This window comes from Mucilaginibacter sp. RCC_168 (assembly GCF_041355315.1).
GTDB lineage: Bacteria > Bacteroidota > Bacteroidia > Sphingobacteriales > Sphingobacteriaceae > Mucilaginibacter.
This window is the reverse complement of the sequence record NZ_JBFUPN010000024.1, coordinates 20,527-41,067: the sequence shown is the minus strand read 5'-3', so window position 1 is coordinate 41,067 and position 20,541 is coordinate 20,527. Positions and strand designations below refer to the sequence as shown.

The 20,541-nt window shown below is 42.8% G+C and carries 22 protein-coding genes; 16 read left to right on the top strand and 6 right to left on the bottom strand.

Annotated features, from left to right (window positions below; translation table 11 throughout):
- Position 1: 1 nt before the first annotated feature.
- A complete protein-coding gene (locus tag AB6735_RS21670) occupies positions 2-487 on the bottom strand; it encodes a methylated-DNA--[protein]-cysteine S-methyltransferase (RefSeq protein ID WP_370998161.1) in 486 nt (161 codons plus the stop codon).
- Positions 488-853: 366 nt separating this feature from the next.
- Here AB6735_RS21670 and AB6735_RS21665 point away from each other — a divergent pair, with 366 nt between their 5' ends.
- The 7 genes from AB6735_RS21665 to AB6735_RS21635 all read left to right on the top strand — a co-directional run bounded on the left by AB6735_RS21665 (position 854) and on the right by AB6735_RS21635 (position 6,495).
- The gene (locus tag AB6735_RS21665; RefSeq protein ID WP_172336915.1) at positions 854-1,537 is read left to right on the top strand and encodes a heme exporter protein CcmB; all 684 of its coding nucleotides are present in this window, start codon (positions 854-856) and stop codon (positions 1,535-1,537) included.
- A 358-nt stretch (positions 1,538-1,895) separates the two neighbouring features.
- Positions 1,896-3,086 carry a carboxypeptidase-like regulatory domain-containing protein gene (locus AB6735_RS21660; RefSeq protein WP_370998160.1) on the top strand — a complete coding sequence of 397 codons (1,191 nt, stop codon included), beginning with the start codon at positions 1,896-1,898 and terminating at the stop codon, positions 3,084-3,086.
- 156 nt (positions 3,087-3,242) lie between these two features.
- The gene (gene ccsA / locus AB6735_RS21655; protein WP_370998159.1) at positions 3,243-3,914 is read left to right on the top strand and encodes a cytochrome c biogenesis protein CcsA; all 672 of its coding nucleotides are present in this window, start codon (positions 3,243-3,245) and stop codon (positions 3,912-3,914) included.
- A gap of 2 nt (positions 3,915-3,916) precedes the next feature.
- A complete protein-coding gene (locus tag AB6735_RS21650; protein WP_370998158.1) occupies positions 3,917-4,126 on the top strand; it encodes a CcmD family protein in 210 nt (69 codons plus the stop codon).
- Between the two features lie 152 nt (positions 4,127-4,278).
- Positions 4,279-5,715: a Glu/Leu/Phe/Val dehydrogenase gene (locus tag AB6735_RS21645; protein WP_370998156.1), complete on the top strand. Its 1,437-nt coding sequence runs from the start codon at positions 4,279-4,281 to the stop codon at positions 5,713-5,715.
- Between the two features lie 58 nt (positions 5,716-5,773).
- Positions 5,774-6,055: a hypothetical protein gene (locus tag AB6735_RS21640; RefSeq protein ID WP_370998155.1), complete on the top strand. Its 282-nt coding sequence runs from the start codon at positions 5,774-5,776 to the stop codon at positions 6,053-6,055.
- Complete coding sequence (locus AB6735_RS21635; RefSeq protein WP_370998154.1) at positions 6,004-6,495, top strand: hypothetical protein; 492 nt, start codon at positions 6,004-6,006, stop codon at positions 6,493-6,495. The genes AB6735_RS21640 and AB6735_RS21635 overlap by 52 nt, the downstream gene beginning before the upstream one ends.
- Positions 6,496-6,517: 22 nt before the next feature.
- Here the strand turns inward: AB6735_RS21635 and AB6735_RS21630 are convergent, their stop codons facing one another.
- Positions 6,518-6,694, bottom strand: coding sequence for a hypothetical protein (locus AB6735_RS21630; protein WP_370998153.1), 177 nt, complete (start codon positions 6,692-6,694; stop codon positions 6,518-6,520).
- Between the two features lie 345 nt (positions 6,695-7,039).
- On the opposite strand from AB6735_RS21630, the gene AB6735_RS21625 reads away from it, so the two are divergent.
- From AB6735_RS21625 to AB6735_RS21615, 3 genes are all read left to right on the top strand, one after another.
- A complete protein-coding gene (locus AB6735_RS21625; RefSeq protein WP_370998152.1) occupies positions 7,040-7,450 on the top strand; it encodes a cytochrome c maturation protein CcmE in 411 nt (136 codons plus the stop codon).
- 117 nt (positions 7,451-7,567) lie between these two features.
- A complete protein-coding gene (gene ccsA / locus AB6735_RS21620) occupies positions 7,568-10,036 on the top strand; it encodes a cytochrome c biogenesis protein CcsA (RefSeq protein WP_370998151.1) in 2,469 nt (822 codons plus the stop codon).
- 404 nt (positions 10,037-10,440) lie between these two features.
- Positions 10,441-11,160 carry a phytanoyl-CoA dioxygenase family protein gene (locus AB6735_RS21615; RefSeq protein WP_370998150.1) on the top strand — a complete coding sequence of 240 codons (720 nt, stop codon included), beginning with the start codon at positions 10,441-10,443 and terminating at the stop codon, positions 11,158-11,160.
- Between the two features lie 14 nt (positions 11,161-11,174).
- Here AB6735_RS21615 and AB6735_RS21610 read toward each other — a convergent pair whose 3' ends face one another.
- Together AB6735_RS21610 and AB6735_RS21605 are read right to left on the bottom strand one after the other, a co-directional pair.
- Positions 11,175-11,906 carry a hypothetical protein gene (locus AB6735_RS21610; protein ID WP_370998148.1) on the bottom strand — a complete coding sequence of 244 codons (732 nt, stop codon included), beginning with the start codon at positions 11,904-11,906 and terminating at the stop codon, positions 11,175-11,177.
- A gap of 44 nt (positions 11,907-11,950) precedes the next feature.
- Positions 11,951-12,874 carry an alpha/beta fold hydrolase gene (locus AB6735_RS21605; RefSeq protein WP_370998146.1) on the bottom strand — a complete coding sequence of 308 codons (924 nt, stop codon included), beginning with the start codon at positions 12,872-12,874 and terminating at the stop codon, positions 11,951-11,953.
- Between the two features lie 89 nt (positions 12,875-12,963).
- On the opposite strand from AB6735_RS21605, the gene AB6735_RS21600 reads away from it, so the two are divergent.
- The 6 genes from AB6735_RS21600 (at position 12,964) to AB6735_RS21575 (ending at position 16,507) form a co-directional block, all read left to right on the top strand.
- The gene (locus AB6735_RS21600; RefSeq protein ID WP_370998144.1) at positions 12,964-13,746 is read left to right on the top strand and encodes a Rossmann-like and DUF2520 domain-containing protein; all 783 of its coding nucleotides are present in this window, start codon (positions 12,964-12,966) and stop codon (positions 13,744-13,746) included.
- Positions 13,747-13,765: 19 nt separating this feature from the next.
- Positions 13,766-14,098, top strand: coding sequence for a 2Fe-2S iron-sulfur cluster-binding protein (locus tag AB6735_RS21595; RefSeq protein WP_370998142.1), 333 nt, complete (start codon positions 13,766-13,768; stop codon positions 14,096-14,098).
- Positions 14,099-14,200: 102 nt separating this feature from the next.
- Complete coding sequence (gene iscX, locus AB6735_RS21590; protein ID WP_090524422.1) at positions 14,201-14,443, top strand: Fe-S cluster assembly protein IscX; 243 nt, start codon at positions 14,201-14,203, stop codon at positions 14,441-14,443.
- Between the two features lie 127 nt (positions 14,444-14,570).
- Complete coding sequence (locus AB6735_RS21585; protein ID WP_370998141.1) at positions 14,571-15,092, top strand: KdsC family phosphatase; 522 nt, start codon at positions 14,571-14,573, stop codon at positions 15,090-15,092.
- Between the two features lie 121 nt (positions 15,093-15,213).
- Positions 15,214-15,792: a Maf family nucleotide pyrophosphatase gene (locus AB6735_RS21580; protein ID WP_370998139.1), complete on the top strand. Its 579-nt coding sequence runs from the start codon at positions 15,214-15,216 to the stop codon at positions 15,790-15,792.
- A gap of 64 nt (positions 15,793-15,856) precedes the next feature.
- On the top strand, positions 15,857-16,507 hold the full coding sequence (locus AB6735_RS21575; RefSeq protein ID WP_370998138.1) for a DUF4136 domain-containing protein: 651 nt from the start codon (positions 15,857-15,859) through the stop codon (positions 16,505-16,507).
- Between the two features lie 64 nt (positions 16,508-16,571).
- Here the strand turns inward: AB6735_RS21575 and AB6735_RS21570 are convergent, their stop codons facing one another.
- Together AB6735_RS21570 and AB6735_RS21565 are read right to left on the bottom strand one after the other, a co-directional pair.
- Complete coding sequence (locus AB6735_RS21570) at positions 16,572-16,805, bottom strand: hypothetical protein (protein ID WP_370998137.1); 234 nt, start codon at positions 16,803-16,805, stop codon at positions 16,572-16,574.
- Positions 16,806-16,812: 7 nt separating this feature from the next.
- Complete coding sequence (locus AB6735_RS21565; protein WP_370998136.1) at positions 16,813-20,532, bottom strand: beta strand repeat-containing protein; 3,720 nt, start codon at positions 20,530-20,532, stop codon at positions 16,813-16,815.
- Between the last annotated feature and the right edge of the window lie 9 nt (positions 20,533-20,541).

Below are 20,541 nucleotides of genomic sequence, written 5' to 3'. Positions count from 1 at the left end.
GCTAAAAATCAAGCTTGGTTTGGCCAATGCCCATCACTTTGGCTTCGTGTTCCAGCAACCATTTCTTGCGCCACAAACCGCCTGCATAACCGGTTAGGCTGCCATCAGAACCAATAACCCGGTGGCAGGGCACCACAATCCACAGATCATTTTTGCCATTTGCCGATGCTATGGCCCTTATGGCCAGCGGACTATTCATCCGGTTTGATTGCTGGGCATAGGTAATGGTGCTTCCATATTTTATTTGCAGTAACTCATCCCATACCTGTTGCTGAAAAGGGGTGCCTGCCTGTTTCAAGGGCAGATCAAACTCCTTACGCTCGCCTTTAAAATATTCATCTAACTGATCGATGGCCATTTGCAGCAATGGGGTAGGTGCCGGTGTAATTTCATACTCCTCATCCCTTGCCGATATGGAAGCGATAAAACCGTCCTCTTCAATAATGCGGGTAATGCCAAGCGGGGTATTACAATAAGCAACAGGCATGAATTTTATTTTTTACAGGTTGATAATGGATTGCCGATTTTTCAAATTTAATGCAATTGATACAATTGGTCAAATGTACGTGTCAGGACGATCTCATAAAAATCGCGTCATTGCGAGGTACGAAACAGGAGCCTCATCCAACCCTCTCCAAAGGAGAGGGCTTTAAAGTGCTTTTTTTGAAGTCTCCCCCTTTGGGGGAAACTTAGAGGGGGCTCCTGCTTCGTACCATCAGCAATGACGCGAGTGAGTTACCCCTCTTTCCGCCGCAGACGAATAGAGAGACAAGGCAAAAGAATGGTCAATGCAAGCAAAGCAATGCACCAATAAACCAATGAACAAATGAACCAAATAATTACCTTTGACGCCATGAAACTCGTTAACGAAACCTGGCACCTGCTTAAAAAAGAGATTTTGCTCGAATGGCGATCAAAATATGCTTTTAATGGTGTTTTGTTATACGTGGTGTCAACCGTTTTTATTTGCTACATTTCCTTTAACCTCACACCTGGTTTTAGCGGCAGTAACGGTTACAAAGTGGTATGGAACGTACTGTTCTGGATCATTATGCTGTTTGCTTCGGTTAATGCTATAGCCAAAAGCTTTATGCAGGAGAGCAAGAGCCGCTTGCTTTATTATTACTCCATTGCCAGTCCGCAGGCTATTATCCTGTCAAAAACCATCTACAATGTTTTGCTGATGGCCCTGTTAAGCATATTGGCTTTGCTGGTGTACATGGTCTTTTTTACCAATACTCTTGGCGATCCCCTGTTTTACTTCTTAACTGTGTTGTTGGGCAGCCTGAGTTTTTCAACGGTGTTCACCATGATATCGGCCATCGCCTCCAAGGCGGGTAATAACGGTACACTGATGGCTATCCTGAGCTTTCCGGTGATTATACCGGTGATCCTGGTGCTTATTCGCCTCAGTAAAAACGCGATGGATGGGATAGACAGAAGCCTGAGCCTGGGTAACATAGGCGTTTTGTGCGCCATTAACGCCATCGTGATCACCACCGCGCTTTTACTTTTTCCTTTCCTTTGGAGGGATTGATAATATTATAGAATCAAGAGATAAGAGTCAGGAATCAAGAGAAAATAGAGCAAACAAGAGAGTGTATTATATTTTCCCGTTTAAAAAGAACTAAAAACCATGTCATTGCGAGGAGGCACGACGAAGCAATCTCATCATGTTCAATTCAAGTAAGCATGATGCGGAAGCACAATAAGGAGATTGCCACGCTGCGCTCCAATGACATGTTTTTCAAGTATTGGAACAGATGTGAGAGTTGTTATCAAACCAACTTCCATTGTAACTTTCTTGTCTCAGTAAATAAATGCCGGTAATTTCATCAAGCGTTCATAAAAAATGTGTTTTTTAGTACCTTGGAAAAAAATTGTATCCCTCATTAATGCGGCCTTATTGGATCATTCTTCTTTTTATAGTTTGCCCATTTGTAGTAATAGCTCAAAATACTACTATTACCGGTACTATTGTTAATGCCAACGGCAAAAATCCGGTAGCCCGGGCCAGCGTGTTTTTAAGCAATGCCACTTATGGTACGGTTACAGCCGATGATGGTTCATTTACCCTCGGAGGTGTTAAGCCCGGTCAGTATGAACTGGTGGTGACTACCGTTGGCTATGAGGATTATTCCCAAACCATACAGGTGAGCGGCGTACCCTTGAAACTCAATATTGAGCTTACCCAAAAAGTATTGATGCTGCGCGAAGTAGTGATCAGCAGCGCGGCCGACTGGAAAAAGAACTACGAGCAATTCAGGCGTGAGTTTATTGGTACTACCGAAAACTCCAAACTTTGCCGGGTGGTTAATCCGCATATTCTCAATCTCATTTATCATCGAAACAAACAGCAACTGGAAGCCTCTGGCGATGAGTTCCTGGTGGTGGAGAACCATGCATTGGGATATCGTACCAAATTCCTGCTCAAAAATTTTGTAAGCGATGCTATTGAACATACCATACAATATGCCGGCAAGGCCTTGTTTGAAGAACTGCCCGGTTCGGCAGAGCAAAAAAAGGCATGGAAGTTAAAACGCGAGCAGGCGTATTATGGCTCTGCACAGCATTTTTACCGGTCGTTATATAAAGACCGGCTGAAGGAAGAAGGCTTTGAGGCGCATGATTTTACACGCATGCTGAACCGCGAACGCCCGGACGAAGCCCTGATACTGCAAAAGATCAAAAGATACCGGGATATCGCCCCCAACCGCGATTCGCTAGTGAACTGGTATAGGATCAGTAATCTTACCAAATGGAATCGGGAAAACCTGAGCCGCATCCCTTATCAATCCATGGAAATATTGCGCAAAACACCCGAAAAAGGCATATATGCTGTTGTTTTTCCGCATCTTTTATACGTAGTATACACCAAAAAAGAAGAAACTACGGAGTTTAAGGATGTTTACCGTCCGCTGGATATGGGCAACTATGAAACCAGCATTGTAACGCTTTACGGTAACTATATTTTGTTTGATATGAACGGCATCGTAATATCAAACCCAAGTCCGCTTTATGAAGGTACCTGGTCCAAAGCCAAGCTGGCCGATCTGCTGCCGGTAGATTATGAACCGGGGGACTGACGTGGTTCACTCGTTCATTGGTGTCATTTGTTCATTGGTAAACGCGGCATAATCAAATGACAATAACTGGTCATAAATAAACTATAAAAGACCAATGAACTAATGAACAAGTAAACCAATGAACCAATAATTCACTACATTTGCCCATCAATCAATATGAAGTTTATTTATCAATCCTGGTGGAAGGTTTTAACAGTGATCGTAATTATTTACACACTGATAGCCGGTTTACTGCTTGGGGTGCCCAAGCTGCCTATAGTTCACGAAACAATTAGAAATACCTATTTCCATGTGCCTATGTGGATGGCCATGTTTACGGTTTTTACTATTTCGGTTTATTACAGTATCAAATACTTAAATACGGGCAAAGAGCAGTATGACCTTATTGCAGTAGAATGTGCCAATACCGGTCTTTTCTTTTTTGTGCTGGGGCTGATAACCGGTATGCTTTGGGCCAAATATACCTGGGGCGAATTTTGGAGCAACGATCCAAAACAGAACAGCGCCGCCATAGCCTTCTTGTTGTACTGCGCTTATTCGGTATTGCGTAACTCTATCGACGAAGAGCAGAAACGGGCCAAAATATCGGCCATATATAACATTTTTGCTTTCCCGGTAATGATTGTACTGATTATGGTGCTACCCCGGATGACTGATTCATTGCACCCAGGTAATGGTGGTAACCCCGCTTTTGGTAAGCTCGATCTGGATAACCGTATGCGCATGGTATTATATCCTGCCTTTATTGCCTGGAGTTTTATGGGCATCTGGATAGCCTCGGTACGTTATCGTATCCGCTTAATTGAATATAAAAAGAACGAAAATTAATAATGAAGAAGCTTATAGTTTTAGTACTGCTGATGTTAAGTTTTGCGCGTGTTTTTGCACAACAAAACGCGGCAGTTGAAATGGATAATGTATTACGTAGCTCGGGCAAAATATACGTTGTGGTGGCTACTATAGTGATAATTTTTGCCGGATTGGCCTTTTACTTGTTCTCTATCGACCGTCGATTAAAAAAAATCGAAAAAGAAAAATAGTTCAAAAAATTTGCCTATCTTGTTTAAACATGGTTTTTGTACCGTTGTTATAAGGTGTATCTGAAACACTAACAATAAAATATTTGCGATATTGATAAAAAATGTACCAAATTTGTGCACTTTTTTAAGAGTTTAATATTTATATAACAATTATGGCTACGAATATTTTAGTTGCTGATCAGGATACCCACTTCTTTGGCGACGTATGTAAAAACTTCGATTACGCAGCGCAGTTTACTAAACATGATGCTGGTTTATTAGACCAGATCAAATCATGTAACAGTGTTTACCGCTTCCGTTTCCCTATCCGCAGGGGCAATGGTTTTGAGGTGATCGACGCTTGGAGGGTTGAACACTCACACCACCAATCGCCAACCAAAGGCGGTATCCGCTACAGCGAAATGGTGAATGAAGATGAGGTAATGGCACTGGCCGCTTTAATGACCTACAAATGCGCCATTGTGAACGTTCCGTTTGGCGGCGCCAAGGGCGGTATCAAAATAAATCCCAAAAACTACACCGTAAGCGAGCTGGAAAACATCACCCGCCGTTATACTGTTGAATTGATCAAGAAAAACTTTATTGGCCCCAGCATTGATGTACCTGCTCCGGATTATGGATCGGGCGAGCGCGAAATGAGCTGGATTGCTGATACCTATGCTACCATGAACCCAGGTCAGTTGGATGCCATGGGTGCCGTTACCGGTAAACCTATCGCGTTACATGGTATCGCTGGTCGTCGTGAAGCTACCGGTCGTGGTGTGGCTATTGCCATCCGCGAATGTGTAAGCGTTGGCGAGGATATGCAGAAATTGGGCTTGCTGCCAGGTTTAGCAGGTAAAAGAGTAATTGTACAAGGCCTGGGTAATGTGGGCTACTATTCGGCTAAATTTTTGGCTGAGTTTGGTGCCATCATTGTAGGCTTGTGCGAGTTTGAAGGCGCTATCTATAACGAAGACGGGCTTGACGTAGAAGCTGTTTTCCAGCACCGTAAAGCAACCGGTTCTATTTTAGGCTATGCCGGTGCCCTTCGCGAATTTGCCAATACCATGGAAGGCCTGGAGCAACCATGCGATATCCTGGTGCCAGCTGCTTTGGAAAACCAGATCACTGAATATAACATCCGTAATATACAGGCAAAAATTATTGCCGAAGGTGCCAATGGTCCAACATCACCGGAAGCCGAGGCTATATTTTATGCCAATGGCGGTTTGATCATCCCGGATATGTATGCTAATGCAGGCGGTGTAACCGTATCTTACTTTGAATGGTTAAAAAACCTGAGCCATGTGGCTTTTGGCCGTATGAACCGCAGGTTTGAAGAAAACTCAAACCTTAACCTGGTAAACATGGTCGAAGGCATCACCGGTACATCATTAACACCAATGCAGCGTTCAACCATCATCAAAGGCGCGTCTGAACTGGAACTGGTAAATTCCGGACTGGAAGATACTATGATCCGCTCATACCATGAGATCAGAGAGATCTACAAAAACAACCCTAAGATCGAAACCCTGCGTAATGCAGCCATGGTAGGCGCTATCAACAAAATAGCCGTATCATACCAAAACCTTGGTGTTTGGCCATAAATACATTACTTTGTGATAAGACAGAGCTTGAAGCGGCGGGTTGAAAAACCTGCCGCTTTTGTTTTTATATTTGCTCCGTACAGCTAAACTGAAATTTCACATGGGCACCTGGAATACCTCCATCGATAGCAACGATACATTTCTTGATATCTATTCCAATTTCTTTACCCTCTACAATCAGGGCCAGCATCCATCAAATGTATCAAAACAGGTTGTGGAGATGTTTGAAGATGAATTTACCGATATAGATACACGGAATAATGCCCTGTTCGGTCTTGCTTTGGCACAATGGAAACAAAGGCGCAGGATAAGCGGATTTTTGATGAAGTTAAAAGGATAATCCTGACCGATCAGGATCTTAAAGTATGGGGCGACCTGGGTGCTGACGCTGATATGCTGGATGAAAGAAGAATTCTGCTCCATAACTTTTTAGAAAAGATCAGTAAGCCTAAAGACAAGGCGAAACGACGTATTAAGCCTAAGTTTGAATATAAAAGTATCGAACTTGTTAATATAACGGCGCCTGACGGGCTAAAAAATTTCGAAGTTAGTGAGCAGTATGTTAATGATAACTATATCCATACGGGTTCAAATATGCAGTGGAGTAGCGGCGGTGGCTCGGTTCTTTATTTTACCGGCCAGGGAAAAAAAGTGTCGGCAAAGTGGCTGGATAGTCAAACAGTAGAGGTATTACACGATAAGGATATTATTTTTACAATGAAAAGGGACTCCTCTTACTTTTGTGGCGACGAGGTGAAAGTAATCTATATTGCCAAATAACGATTTCAGTAGATATGTATTTCTATAAATAAAATCCTTTGTTTTTCCATCCATAAACAGTTTTTGTTTTGGATTTGCCATACAGCATCGAAGAAGATTTACCGGCAACAGGCTTTTTTAAACTTTTGTCAGATAGTTCGGTAGCCCTCTTATACGCCTCCGGTACCCATTCCAATCTTAGTCTGCATTCGTTACTCATAGTCGTAAAGTGTTTAGGTAAATATACCAAAAGTATCCAGCACGCGTCATTGCGAGGAACGACGTGGCAATCCCCGATTTGTAGAGCCACTCTGTATAGTTAGGGATTGCCACGCTGCGCTCACAATGACGCGTGGATATAAAAAGCAGAAGGAGGGTGGTCCAACGAAGCGTAGACCGGTGAGTCGGTCTCCGTATTAAAGAAAAATCCTGATTCTTGCCTCTTAATTCTCGCCTCTTTTTATTGTTAAGAATAATTCTAAATAACACATATGGCTTGTAAAAAACTTTATTAGCGCTATGTTTTGTATTTTTGCATTCTATTTTATAATATATAAGCCTCAGAATGAAGAAAAGTGCAATTTTTGGTCTTGTAGTTATAGCTATCGCTATAGCGGTTATCATTAGCGTTTACTCTAATTCCAGTACCTATGGTTCTTTTAGCGATGCTACAAAAACTACCAGCGAGCTGCATATTGTAGGGCACCTGAACACTGCAAAAAAGTTGTATTATGATGCCACTAAGGATGCCAATTACTTTTCGTTTTACATGAAAGATAATAAAGGCGAAGAACGCAAAGTAGTATTTACCGGTACCAAACCCGAAGACTTTGAACGCAGCGAGCAGTTGGTATTAACCGGCACCATGGTTGGTCAGGAGTTTCATGCCTCCAAGATCCTGATGAAATGCCCTTCCAAATACACTCAGGACAAGTTAGAAATTACAGAAGCAAAGGCCACGCAGGCCAGTATATAAATTGGTATCAAGTAGTTAGTATCAAGTATCAAGATTTTTTCACAGATTCTAAATACCGCGTTTGATAAGTCGTGATACTTGATACTAACTACTTGATACTAATCACTCGAATCTAATATGGATACAGTTTTTAAAGGCGAACACCTTTTACCCGGCCAGATAGGTCAGTTTTTTATCGTTCTTTCTTTTGGCGCGGCTCTTTTATCGTTCATCAGCTATTATTTTGCCACTACCGAAGATGCAGGCAAAAATGCCAGCTCCTGGCAGCGCATGGGCCGCATCGGCTTTTATATCAATTCCATCTCTATACTGGGCATGGGCACATGCCTGTTCTATGTTATTTATAACCACTATTTCGAGTATCATTATGCCTGGGCCTATACCTCGCGCTCGCTACCAGTTTACTACATAGTATCTGGTTTCTGGAACGGACAGGAGGGGGGCTTCCTGCTGTGGACTTTCTGGCAGGCCGTTTTAGGTAATATCCTCATCCGCAGGGCCAAATCATGGGAACGCCCGGTAATGACGGTGGTAGCCTTTTCGCAGGTGGTTTTAGCCACTATGGTACTGGGTGTGGAAATTTTGGGAACCCGCATAGGCAGCTCACCATTCCTGCTGTTACGCAAAGCGCTCGAAGCACCTATCTTCCAAAACCCCGACTATCTTTCGTTTATAAAAGACGGCCAGGGCATGAACCCATCCCTGCAAAACTACTGGATGATCATTCACCCGCCAACGCTGTTCCTGGGTTTTGCGTCAATAGTAGTGCCTTTTGCTTATGCGGTAGCCGGTCTTTGGCAAAAACGTTATAAAGAGTGGGTTGCACCTGCTATACCATACGCCCTGTTTGCCGGTATGATACTGGGTACAGGTGTTATCATGGGCTCGTTCTGGGCATACGAGTCGTTGAATTTTGATGGTTTCTGGGCCTGGGATCCGGTAGAGAATGCCTCTATCTTCCCATGGATCACCATGGTGGCTGCTTTGCATGTACTCATCGTATTTAAAAATACGGGTCACTCTTACTTTACCGCTACTTTTTTGGTATTGATCAGCTTTGTGCTGGTATGGTATTCTTCATTCCTGTCGCGCAGCGGTATTTTGGGCGATACTTCTGTACACTCCTTTACCGATAACGGCATGTTCTGGCAGCTGGTTATTGGCGTATTAATATTCCTGGTACCGTCCATTGTATTACTGGTGGTCCGGAGAAAACAGATGCCAATCACCAAAAAAGACGAGGACACCTACTCGCGTGAGTTTTGGATGTTTGTAGGCTCGGTATTTTTGGGCCTGTCATGCTTTCACTTGTTGGTGGTAACTTCTGTACCGGTATGGAACGCTATGTTTGGTACTAAAATAGCGCCGCCATCTGATGTAATTAAGCATTACAATGTTATCCAGTCGTCATTTGCTTTTGTGGTGACGATATTGACCGGTTTTACCCAGTTTTTAAAATATAAGAAAACCGATGTTACCCGCTTTTTTATTACTACGGGCTTATACCTGCTCTTCGGCGCTTTAATAACCGCGTTGGTAGTGTATGCCACCGGCGTTTACAAGCTGAACGCGGTGTTTATACTGGTGATGTGGGGTTCGGTATATTCGGTGGTAGCGAACGCGAAAATATTGGCAGATGCCTTTAAAGGTCAGTTTAAACTGGCCGGATCGGCAGTGGCGCATATTGGTTTTGGCTTACTGTTGATAGGCGCGTTGATAGCAGCAGGTACCAGGAGCATTATCTCTATTAACAATACCGGCGAAGGTTTTTCTCCGGAGTTTGCCAAGGAGCAAAATCCGCGCGAAAATATATTGGTTTATCTGAATCAGCCTCAAAAAATGGGTGATTATACGGTTACATACATTGGCGATTCTATATCAACTCCTAATATCTTTTTTAAAGTTGATTATAAAAAAATGGATGCCAACGGTAAGGTAACCAACGAATTTGTATTGAAACCCAAAGCGTTGATCAATAAAGGACAGATGTCGGCCTCGCCGGATACAAGGCATTACCTGTTTCATGATATGTACACGCATATTACCATGTTTTATCCGGTACCATCTGCCTTAAAAGGCGAAGCGGAGCAAAATGGTGCAGACGGTCATGATGAAGCTAATGACGATAAAAATTACGATGCCCCGGTAAGTCACGAAGTAGCCCCGGGAGATACTATCAGGTATCGCGATGGCTATATCTTATTAAAAGGATTGAATAAAGAAGCTAAAGTGCAAAGTATTCCACTTACTGATAGCGATGTGGCTATTGGTGCCAACCTGGAAATTGTAACGAATGGCAAAAAATATGAGGCGGTACCGGTATACATGATCAAAAACGGTAACGTGTTTGATTTTGCCCGCAAGGTAGATGATGCCGGTTTGAAACTACGTTTCAGCAAGGTGATACCAGAGAATAAAAAGGTGGAGATCATGGTGTATCAACAACCCGAAAGCAAAAAGAAATTTATTGTGATGAAAGCTATCCAGTTCCCATACATTAATTTCTTTTGGTCGGGCACTATCATTATGGTGATCGGGTTCTTTATGTCGATCCTCCGCAGGAAAAAGGAATTGAAGGTGGTTTAAAAGCCTCACACGGCCCTTTCCAAAGAGAGTAATAGCTCATGTAAGGTGGAGTTGAAACTTACAAGGTAAAAACAAGAGGCAGAGCAGACTCACCCGGTCTACGCTTCGCTGGACCACCCTCTCTGCGGCTTTGCCGCAAAGAGGGTAAAGAAAAAAGAATTAAAAATCCCCTCTATGCGCGAAGCGGAGAGAGGGGTGACGAGCGCAGCGATGTCGGGGTGAGTCGATAGATGCTTAATTTTCGCTTTATGCCTTTTCATGGGCTATTACTCTCCAAAGGAGAAGGCTTTTAAAAATATTATAATCTTCGTAGGTTTCTGGATTAAAACCTCTTGTCATTTCTCCCTCCAGTCGAAATGACAATATGGGCTGTACAAAAAAACTTCGTAAGTTTACCTGCAAGCATGGATACTTATTTAGCCGCGCACAGTCAAAATATCCTTAACAATGGTTTTGCCATTGTTGATGCCATTTATACACTATCAGAGATAAAAGAGATCCTCACTATTATCGAATCTGTCGATCCATCGAACCCGGCTTTTCGTAAAACGGAGGATCTGTTTGCCATCAGGCAATTTTTAAAGGAGGTGCCCCATATTGTTCCTTTGATTTTTAACAACAATTTAAAAACGTTGATCAATAACTTGTTTGGTGAAGGGTATTTCGCCGTTAAATCTATCTACTTCGACAAGCCCGAACTTTCCAATTGGTTTGTAGCCTGGCATCAGGACCTCACCATTGTGGTTAACCAGAAAAGGGATATCCCAGGTTATGGTCCGTGGACGGTTAAACATAATCAATTTGGCGTACAGCCGCCGCTGGATATATTACGGGATAATTTTACCATCCGTATCCACCTGGACAATGCCGGCCCGGATAATGGCGCGCTCAAGGTAATTCCAGAGTCACACCTGAAAGCTGTTTATCGTCCTGAAACCATTAACTGGCAGGTTGAAACAGAAACGCTTTGCCCTGTTGCTGCAGGCGGAGTAATGATCATGCGCCCGTTGCTGCTGCATGCCTCTAACCGAACCACCAACAACCAAAAAAGAAGGGTAGTGCATATTGAGTTTAGTCGTGCTAAATTGCCTGATGGGATTGATTGGGCGGAGAAGATGGACTAGTAGTATTTATATATCTATTCATGATTTTCATATGCCATATTCTTATTAGTGCCATAAATGACACCTATACTTATAAAAAATTTTCTGAGTATATCATATTTCTGGCTGCATACGGTCCCAATGTCTAATTTATTTGTGTCGGATTCATAATTGTGGCAATGAAAACAAATATCCAGACGGTGAACCACCTTGCCATTTTTATTAAGGAAGATAAAGGAGTTACGAGGTTCAAAGCATGCCCCACGACCCATGAGATTAGCCCTATCAATCTTTTTAAAATCAGTATTATAAATTATGTTGGTGAGGCGGATGATCTGGTTTTTAGTTAAGGTTTTGGTTTCTATTACTGTTGAATAATCTAAGCTATCTTTTATGATCACTAGCCCATTTCGAAGTTGTAATTCTTTATGACTTAGCTTTTGTACGGGTTTTAAAGTATCGAAAGAAATCTCTGTGTTAGGTTCGGCGCCACCCCTATACGATACCGCCAGTATTTTATACGCTCCTGAAAATGGGTACTTTTTTAGTCGTTGCTCAACAGTGTACTGGTCGGTAAATGTGCAGTCATCAAACCAGGGCTTATGCCGTTTGTTTAATATTTGAAGTTGTTTTAGAGTTAGTGGTTTTGAGAGAATTTTCTTGTGGTAACGTTTGATAGTATCTCGCCCACAAATCAACTCCTTGCTTTCCGCATAACCACTCAAGCAGATCAATAAAAATACAACGAGGAGTAATTTAGGTTTCATTACTTAATATTACAAAATTTTTGGGATGCTTGCCAACCCCAATTTTACTCCTGCTTTAAAAATGCTAATATTTTACTGTTCACGGTATCGGGTTTTTCAACGGATGGCAGGTGGGCAGCTCCCGCAACCGGAAAAAAATCAACCTTAAGTACACTGCGGATAGAGTCGCTGTAACGGAAGGGTGAGGTGCCATCTTTTTCGCCCCAGATAAGCAGCACGGGTTTATTGGCTTTATTGAGGCATATATTGCTTTCCCGGCTGTGCTGTTCATAATCATACATAGTTGATACCAACGCATGCCTGAAACCCTTATATTCCATCTGCGGCAGATAGCGTTTTACCCACCCTGAGTGTTCTTTCGGATACAGGAAATCATTCAGTTGGTCCTTTGCCCGTTTATTGGAATTCACGGCCTCGTTATACATAGTAAAATGGCGGGGAGCGCTGGGCTTAAGGCTTTCATAAGCCGGATCTATCAATATCACTTTATTGATCATGTCCGGGTGCTGGCAGGCAAAATTAGTTATCATTTCGCCGCCAAATGATATACCAGCCAGGTTTACATGGCCTTGTAGTTTCAGGGCGGTTATCAGATCCAATAATTGGGTGTTGTACAGGTTCTTATCATAGATGGTGTAAGGTCTGTCAGAATAACCCCGGCCATACATGTCATAACGCAGTACTCTATAGCCATTTTTTACCAGGAACTCATACGTACCATCCCAGATATAGTATGGAACGCTAAAGCCGTGCACCAATATCACTACTTCGCCATTTTCTGGCCCTTCGAGCTGATAGTGGGTAATACCCTTGCTTAATTTTATAAATTTGCCATTGATATTTTTGCGGTCGGCGGCGGTTAAAACCTTTTTTTCTTTGTTGTTATATTCATAAAAACCATATAATATCAGGGCAGAGGCCCCCACCAGGAAAATGACGATGATGATACTTACTTTAAGTATTTTCATAGGGCAACGGATAGATAGAGATGATGATCGCTAAAATACAGAAATATTTAAATTACAACTGTTTACAGAATATTAAATTGTAAAATAGTATGCGTATAACTTTAATCGGATCGGGCAATGTGGCCACACACCTGGCTGCTGCTTTAAAAAACGCGGGCCATCGTATAGTGCAGGTTTATAGCCGCAATGCTCAACATGCCGCATTACTGGCTTACCATGTTGGCGCGGAAGCCATTGATAACCTGGCAGCCATAAATCCGGATACCGACCTGTTTATCATTTCTGTAAAGGACGATGCCATTATAGAAATGGTAAAAGCGCTGGCCGGGTATCAAAAACTCATCGTACATACATCCGGTTCAACCAATTTAAATGATGTGCTGGCTTTTACGGATAATGCGGGGGTATTATATCCGCTGCAAACCTTTAGCAAAACTAAAGAAGTTGATTTTTGGGCTGTGCCTTTATGTATTGAAGCAGCTAATGACCATATCAAATCCAATCTGAAACAACTGGCCGCTACGATCAGTAATAATGTATATGATGTAAACTCCGCCGATCGTAAAATATTGCACCTGGCTGCGGTATTTGCCTGTAATTTCCCTAATTATCTGTATGCAGTAGCACAACAGTTGCTGGCGGCACATCAAATGAACTTTGATATGCTGAAACCCCTGATACTGGAAACCGCTCAAAAAGTGCAGGCTCAGCTACCCGCAAGCGTGCAAACCGGCCCCGCTGTACGCAATGATGTTGTTACGATGGATGCTCACCTGCAAATGCTTAATGGTCAGCCCTATTGGCGGGAGATCTATGCTTTATTAAGTCAGGGTATTATCAAAAACAATAATGGTGGGCACGGGGACAAGTAATTTTGTTACTTTTGCCTAAATGAACGTTTTTAAAATAAAGATAAATTTCGAGGAAAAAGGGCATGAACCCGTTGAACTGCCTATAGCCGAAGGAGAGTCTGTATTGGATGTTTGCCTGGAAAACGGCATAGAGCTGCAGCATAATTGCGGCGGCGTTTGCGGATGCAGTACCTGCCACGTTTACGTAAATAAAGGAATGGATAATATCCAGGAGATATCTGATAAAGAGGAAGATTTTATTGACAGGGCCGTAAATCCGCGTATTAACTCGCGCCTGGGTTGCCAGTGTGTAATAGTTGATGGTGATATTGAAGTAACCCTGCCAGATCAGTCACAATTCCTGGGGCACTAATTAGAAGGTTTTACGTTTGACGTTGTACGTTTTACGTAAAGTTAATAAACATAGAATATAAAAGAACGTATAACGTACCACGTAAAACGTACAACAAAGAAAATGAGCGACAATAAATTTGCCTTACCTATTCACTGGAATGATTACGAAGACATCGCTATTGAACTTTATGAAAAGTTTGGCGATGATTTTGACGAATCAAAAATATACCGCATCCGTTTTACCGAATTGCTGGAATGGGTTTTATCGTTACCCAATTTTGCAGGCACAAGAGCCGAATCAAATGAAGGGCACCTGGAGCAGATCCAATCGGCTTGGGTTTACGAATGGCGCGATAATCAATAAGGGACAGTAGTAAGTAATGAATGGTGAGTAGTGAGTTGTCAGGGTTTAGTACTCTTCTATGTACTACTCACCATTCACTGTTCTCCACTCACTAATTCGCTAATTCATTAATTCAATAATTACCTCGTTGGAATCATTTCTACAAAAATTAAAAGATATTACCACGTTTATTTTTGATGTGGACGGTGTGCTTACCGACGGTTCTGTTTTTGTGACCGACAACGGAGAGCAAAGCCGGGCTTTTAACATCAAAGACGGGTATGCCCTGCAGCTGGCCGTTAAATGCGGATACAATGTATGCGCCATATCTGGCAGCCGGTCAAAAAGCGCTATATATCGCTTAAACAGTCTGGGTATTCAGGATGTTTATATGGGTACGCATACCAAATCACAGCGTTTTAAAATATATCTGGAAGAAAAAGCCATCATTGCTACCAATGTTTTGTACATGGGTGATGATATTCCTGATCTGGAAGCCATGAAAATGGCAGGTTTGCCGGTTTGCCCTGCTGATGCGGTTGAAGAAATAAAAGCCGTAAGCGCCTATGTATCGCCTTATGCGGGAGGTAAAGGGTGTGCCCGTGATATTATTGAAAAAGTGCTTAAAGTGCAGGATAAGTGGATGAGTGAACAGGCTTATAGCTGGTAGATTATTTAGTTCATGGATCATAGGTCATGGTTCATGGTAACTTAAGTGATCAAGGTATAAGTTATAGGCTTTTTACTATGAACCATGATCAATGAACTATCAACTATAAAAAACATCTACTATGAACTCAACGTCTGTCCCCAAAATCATTCTGGCATCAAAATCACCGCGCAGGCAGGATCTGCTCTGGTTGATGGATATGGAGTTTGAGGTTGTTTTAAAGGATGTTGACGAATCATATCCCGAAGGTTTAACACCCCAGGAAGTGGCGGTTTATATCGCCCGTAAAAAAGCCGAAGCCTTTGATGGTACCGTAACTGATGAGGTGGTACTTACCGCCGATACCATTGTTTGTATAGATGGCCTTATATTGGGCAAACCTGAAACTCCGCAACATGCTGTAGAGATGCTGCAGTTGCTATCGGGCAAGGTGCACCAGGTTATTACCGGAGTTTGCTTGCTGTATAAGGGTCGTTATAATAACTTTTTTGATGTATCCGAAGTGTTTTTTCGCAAACTAAGCAACCAGGAGATTGAAAGTTATGTAACTGAGTATAATCCGCTTGATAAAGCTGGCTCATACGGCATCCAGGAACGTATTGGTTTAATAGGTATTGAGCGCATTAATGGCTCTTATACCAACGTGGTGGGCTTGCCTACAGAAAAGTTATACGCTCAGCTTTTTAATTTAAATAAATAAATATTTAAATTAAACCTTTGTTTGTTCAAGAGTCTAATGAATAAATATAAGGGAGTGAATTAAAATGAAAAAAACTATCTATACAGGGCTGGTATTATTGCTGGTTTCGGCCCTGTCTGCTTGCAGCAGTTACAATTACTACACAGCAGCCCGCAACAAAACTGATCTCTCATCTTACCGTACATTTGCCTGGGTAGCACCAGAAACAAGCAACAAAGCCGGTGGTGTTGTGAAAAAAGAGATCGCTGATGAAAGGGTGAAAGATGCTACTATCGCGGCATTACAAACTAAAGGCTTAAGATTACAGGAAAACAATCCCGATTTGCTGGTGAGCTACTCTACCCTGACCGGCAGAGGCGTAAAAACCGAATTCTATCCGGCTTATTATGGCGGATGGGGCTGGGGCGGCTGGGGTGGCTGGGGCTGGGGTTGGGGCTGGCGGTCACGCGGATTTTATGGCTACTATGGTGGCTGGGGCGGCTGGGGTTATCCATACGGCTACGGCGGTACTTATGCCCGTGTTCCCTACAAAGAAGGCACCTTGATCATCGACCTGATTGACCGTAACACCGGTCGTATAGTGTGGAGGGGTTTTGGTGTTGGCGAACTGCACAATCCGCAAAAAACGCTCAACGAATTGCCTAAAGTGGTTGATGGCGTGTTAAAACAGTTAGAAATCAACCAGGTTAGTCCGTCGCAAATACGAAAAGCGTAAAACGCGAACCCTTATTCGTTCATTCATTCCTGCAAAAAAATATAATGATCAATCCCTTTAGGCGCTAAGCCTGGAGGGATTTTTTTTGGCGGTATAGCCGGGTAACCGCAAAAACAACAGCTACTACTACCAATACAATTACCCAGGTATCTAAAGGGCAGCCATCGGGTCCACCATCATTTCCATCACAAAGACCACCGCCCGGGTTTGATTGGGCAAAACAGTTGGAGGTGATCAATAAAAGGCATATCCCCGGTAAAAATTTATAAATAGTTTTTACAAAGGCTGATGATTTCATGGTGATGTTATTGTTTATAAAACTTAGCGCTGCCAATTCTTTTTCCTGTAGACTCGTCAACTGCTTCTATTACGTAAAGCCCGCTCAGGAGGTTACTAATATTTTGCTGTAAATAATTGGTATCGCTTGTTGTTATGGTTTTTACTAAGCCTCCGGAAGCGGTTGCAATATTCACTTTAATGGTGTTGCTATAAGTTTTACCAAAGTTAATATTTATACTTTGTGAAGCAGTACTTGGGTAAACAATAAATCTTAAAGGGCTTGTGGTAAGATAATTGAAGTTTAAAACGTTCGAAATGTTTGTTTGCCCGGTTACCAATTGTTGTTTTAAACGATAAAATACCTGTCCGCTGCCAGATGTTATATCAGTATAGCTATAGCTACCCACGCCGGTTGAACGCAAGCTATCAATAGCTATAAAAGAATTACCACCATTAGTGCTTTTTTCAACAACAAATGTGGTTGAATTGCTTTCATTATCAGTTTGCCAGGTTAGTTTAATACCGCTTGTTTGTTTAGCTCCATTAAAGTCGCGTAATTTATATTCATGCCCCGGGGCTATGCCAATACTTAAATAAAACCTGTCGCGCGCGTAACTGGCCGGGGCGGTAGTTACATTAAAAGTGTATTCGGTATTATGGATCACATCTAAAGAATCATTGGTGAATTTGTCCTTTAAAAAAATGGTGTAGCGTTCGTCAATATTTTGTTTAATAGGGGCCGTAAGCTTATAAGTACCATAATTGGTGTAGGCAATAAAAAGGTTTATCCGCTTTTGTTTCTCTAACTCTGTAGTATAGTTTGCAAAACATCCTATAGAATCGGCAGTTTGTGAGAAAAAGAAATTTCCCTGGCCCGATGATGCTAAATATGGAGCATCCTCGCCGGGGACAAATTTATTTTGAGCGTTTTTGTCAAAATAAATGTCGGTAGAACTAAAAGTGCTGGAGTCCTGCATCATATCCAATCGTAACCATGGGGTAGTACTCACATTGGTATTACCTGTTGTCGCTGCTGTGGTTAATGAAGTGCTTGCCTGTTTACTATCCTGACCGCCGTTAACAGCCAACGTTTTTACAACAGAAGGTCCTCCCTTTTTTACATTAAATATCGGCGGCGAAGTATTGGTATAAGTTGCATAAGGCACTTTCATGCTTTCATCAAAGGTGATCTTAGTACTGGCAGCCGGTGCAATCACAAAAAAGCCTTGTCCCGATAATACATATTGACTGCCTCCGGTCCCTACAACAGGTGAATTAAGGGTGCTTGTATTAATCAGCACAAACCGGGTAGATGAGCTGTTTGTGCCGGTTGGAGCATTTTTAATGAGTAGGTAATAAAATTTTAAAGTAATGTTAACCGCACCAACTTTAGCCAGATCGATAACGGAGGCGTAAGGGTTACCTACTAAATTATACCCCCTCTTTTGTGTAGGGGTTGTGCTACTGAACGATAAAGTAGCTGGGTATGCAGTATTAGCCAACGGATAGGTTGACGCGTCTGTCGCGGTGGTAGCTGGCAAATTAATAATATTAGGCGTCATGGGGGAGTTGGTGGCCGTTGTGCCTTTAATAACAGACCCAAAAAATGTTAATGTACCATCGTCGGCAGCAGGGAAAGGCTTTACAAATGGCGCTCCGGTGGCCGGGTTTAGCTGGTCGCGGCTCCCCCGGTAATAAAGCAATATGCCGTTGCCCATGGGGATAGACACGCTGGTATTTGTAAGCGCTTTATATTCATTGCCCGCTACCTGGTTTTGGTCGGTAGTTGCCGGGGCGTTTTCATTATAAACAAAAACGGAGGGACTATTACCCGTGGCCGGGGCACTGTCAAAACCGCCTCCGGAACCACTGGGGCCGGTAACAATGGTACTCAGTTTGCTACCCGCCGCGCCCGGCAATATGATCGGTTTCAGGCTGTAACTGTTAGAGGTGCTGCTTATAACTGTATTGGTAGTATCGGCAACCGGCGATGAAAGAAGCATATACCTGCGGGCACCGCCCTTTATAAAACGCTGCACTTCAATTTTACCGGCAATAGCCCCGGCAGTAAGGTTGCCGATGCTGGCATCACCGCTGGCATTAGAGAGCAGTGTTAAAGCAGAGGTATAGGTTGAAGGCGTATTTTCGACTGTCAATATACCCGATCCGTTAACGTTGATGGTATAAGTGGGGTTAATAAAAAAATTACTATTCAATTTCATCCGTTTGCTGGTTGCTCCGGTTGTACCATTGGTAAAAGTTACATTATTGAATTTTGTACCTGCTGTGGTGTTGTCAATTAAAGTTTGGGCGGCCGTGCCGTCAAACGTAATGAGACCGGCGCCTGCGGTGAAAGTTCCGGAATTGGTATAGTTCTGCGCGATATTTAAGGTACCACTGCTCATAGTTAAAGAGCCGCTGGTGGTTACACTGCCGTTAATATCGGTAGCGCCCGATCCGAGGTTTAACGCGCCTGTGTTACTGACGTTAGATGCAATACTCAAACTACCACCGGCCTGATTAATAATACCCGGGGAGTTATTAATAAGACTCCCGTTGATAGTAGTTGCACCCGCACCACCTGTCACTGTAGCTGAATTTGTCCAGGTGGCCGCTGTTGATCCACTTATCCCGATAGTTGTAGTAGTATTAACAGTAGCGAAAGTTACATTGGCCGATGTGGTAAAAGTAGAATCGATATTTAAATAACTGGTTTGAACCGGGGTGGTGTTGCCAATAACCGGGCCGCCAATTACAGCATTGCTCCCCTGGACTACTAAATTATCATAAGTAACATCGGTTGAGGCAGTTGTACTTACTTTGCCGCCATTGGGGCCAAAACCCTGAGTAGAAGAAGTGTAGACTACCGCATTAGGGGCTGTATAATAAATAGTTACCCGCCCACCAAGTGTTCCGCTTTGCCTGTTACCATACAGGTTTATAGAACCGTAGGGCGCAGCCAAAGCACCTATCGCATTGGCGTTATTGAGGTATAATGTCGGACTACTCTTAGGAGAGCTGGTATTATACGTACCGTTAACTGTAAAGTAAGCCAGGTTATTACCAGTATTATAGCCGTTTGGGTTTGTAATGCTTATTTGACCATCCAGGCGCATAATACCATCCTCTAACCTGAAACCGCTGCCATTGGTTAAGCTGGTGCTCGGTATGATCAAAACACTGCCCGATACATTTAAATTGGCTATATGTGAAAATAAAAAGCTGTTTTGCCCGCCTGTGGTGCCACTTAAGCCAACTCTAATGTTAACGCATTTTAGGGTGGCTGTGCCGTTTATAAAGTTATTGATAGTTGTACCGGCGCTATTGTTGAGGTTTGGATTTTGAGTAATATCGCCTGCTATTGCCAATGTTCCTGTGCTGCCATTTATAGTTACTGTAGTCCCGGGTGTTGAGGTGCTGTATTGTTTTGATCCGAACGTAATAGATGCTATTGTTAATGTTTGATTGGCGTTTAGCGTTAGTGTTGGCTGGTTGGTATAAACACCAATTGTAGTACTTACGCCAAACAGAACAATATCATCTGTTCTGCCCCCGCCACCGGGATAATCCGCTGTACCGGTTCCGCTTCCCGTAACTGTCCAGTTGGCGGTGGTTGTCCAGGCCGTTGAGCTACTGCCATCCCAGTTAAAAGTATAAGCAGCAAAGGCCCGGCTTTGGATAAATATCAGAAAAATAAGAAGAAGGATGATTTTAGATAGACGTGTTGGCAGATTCAGAAGTAGCAATGTATAATG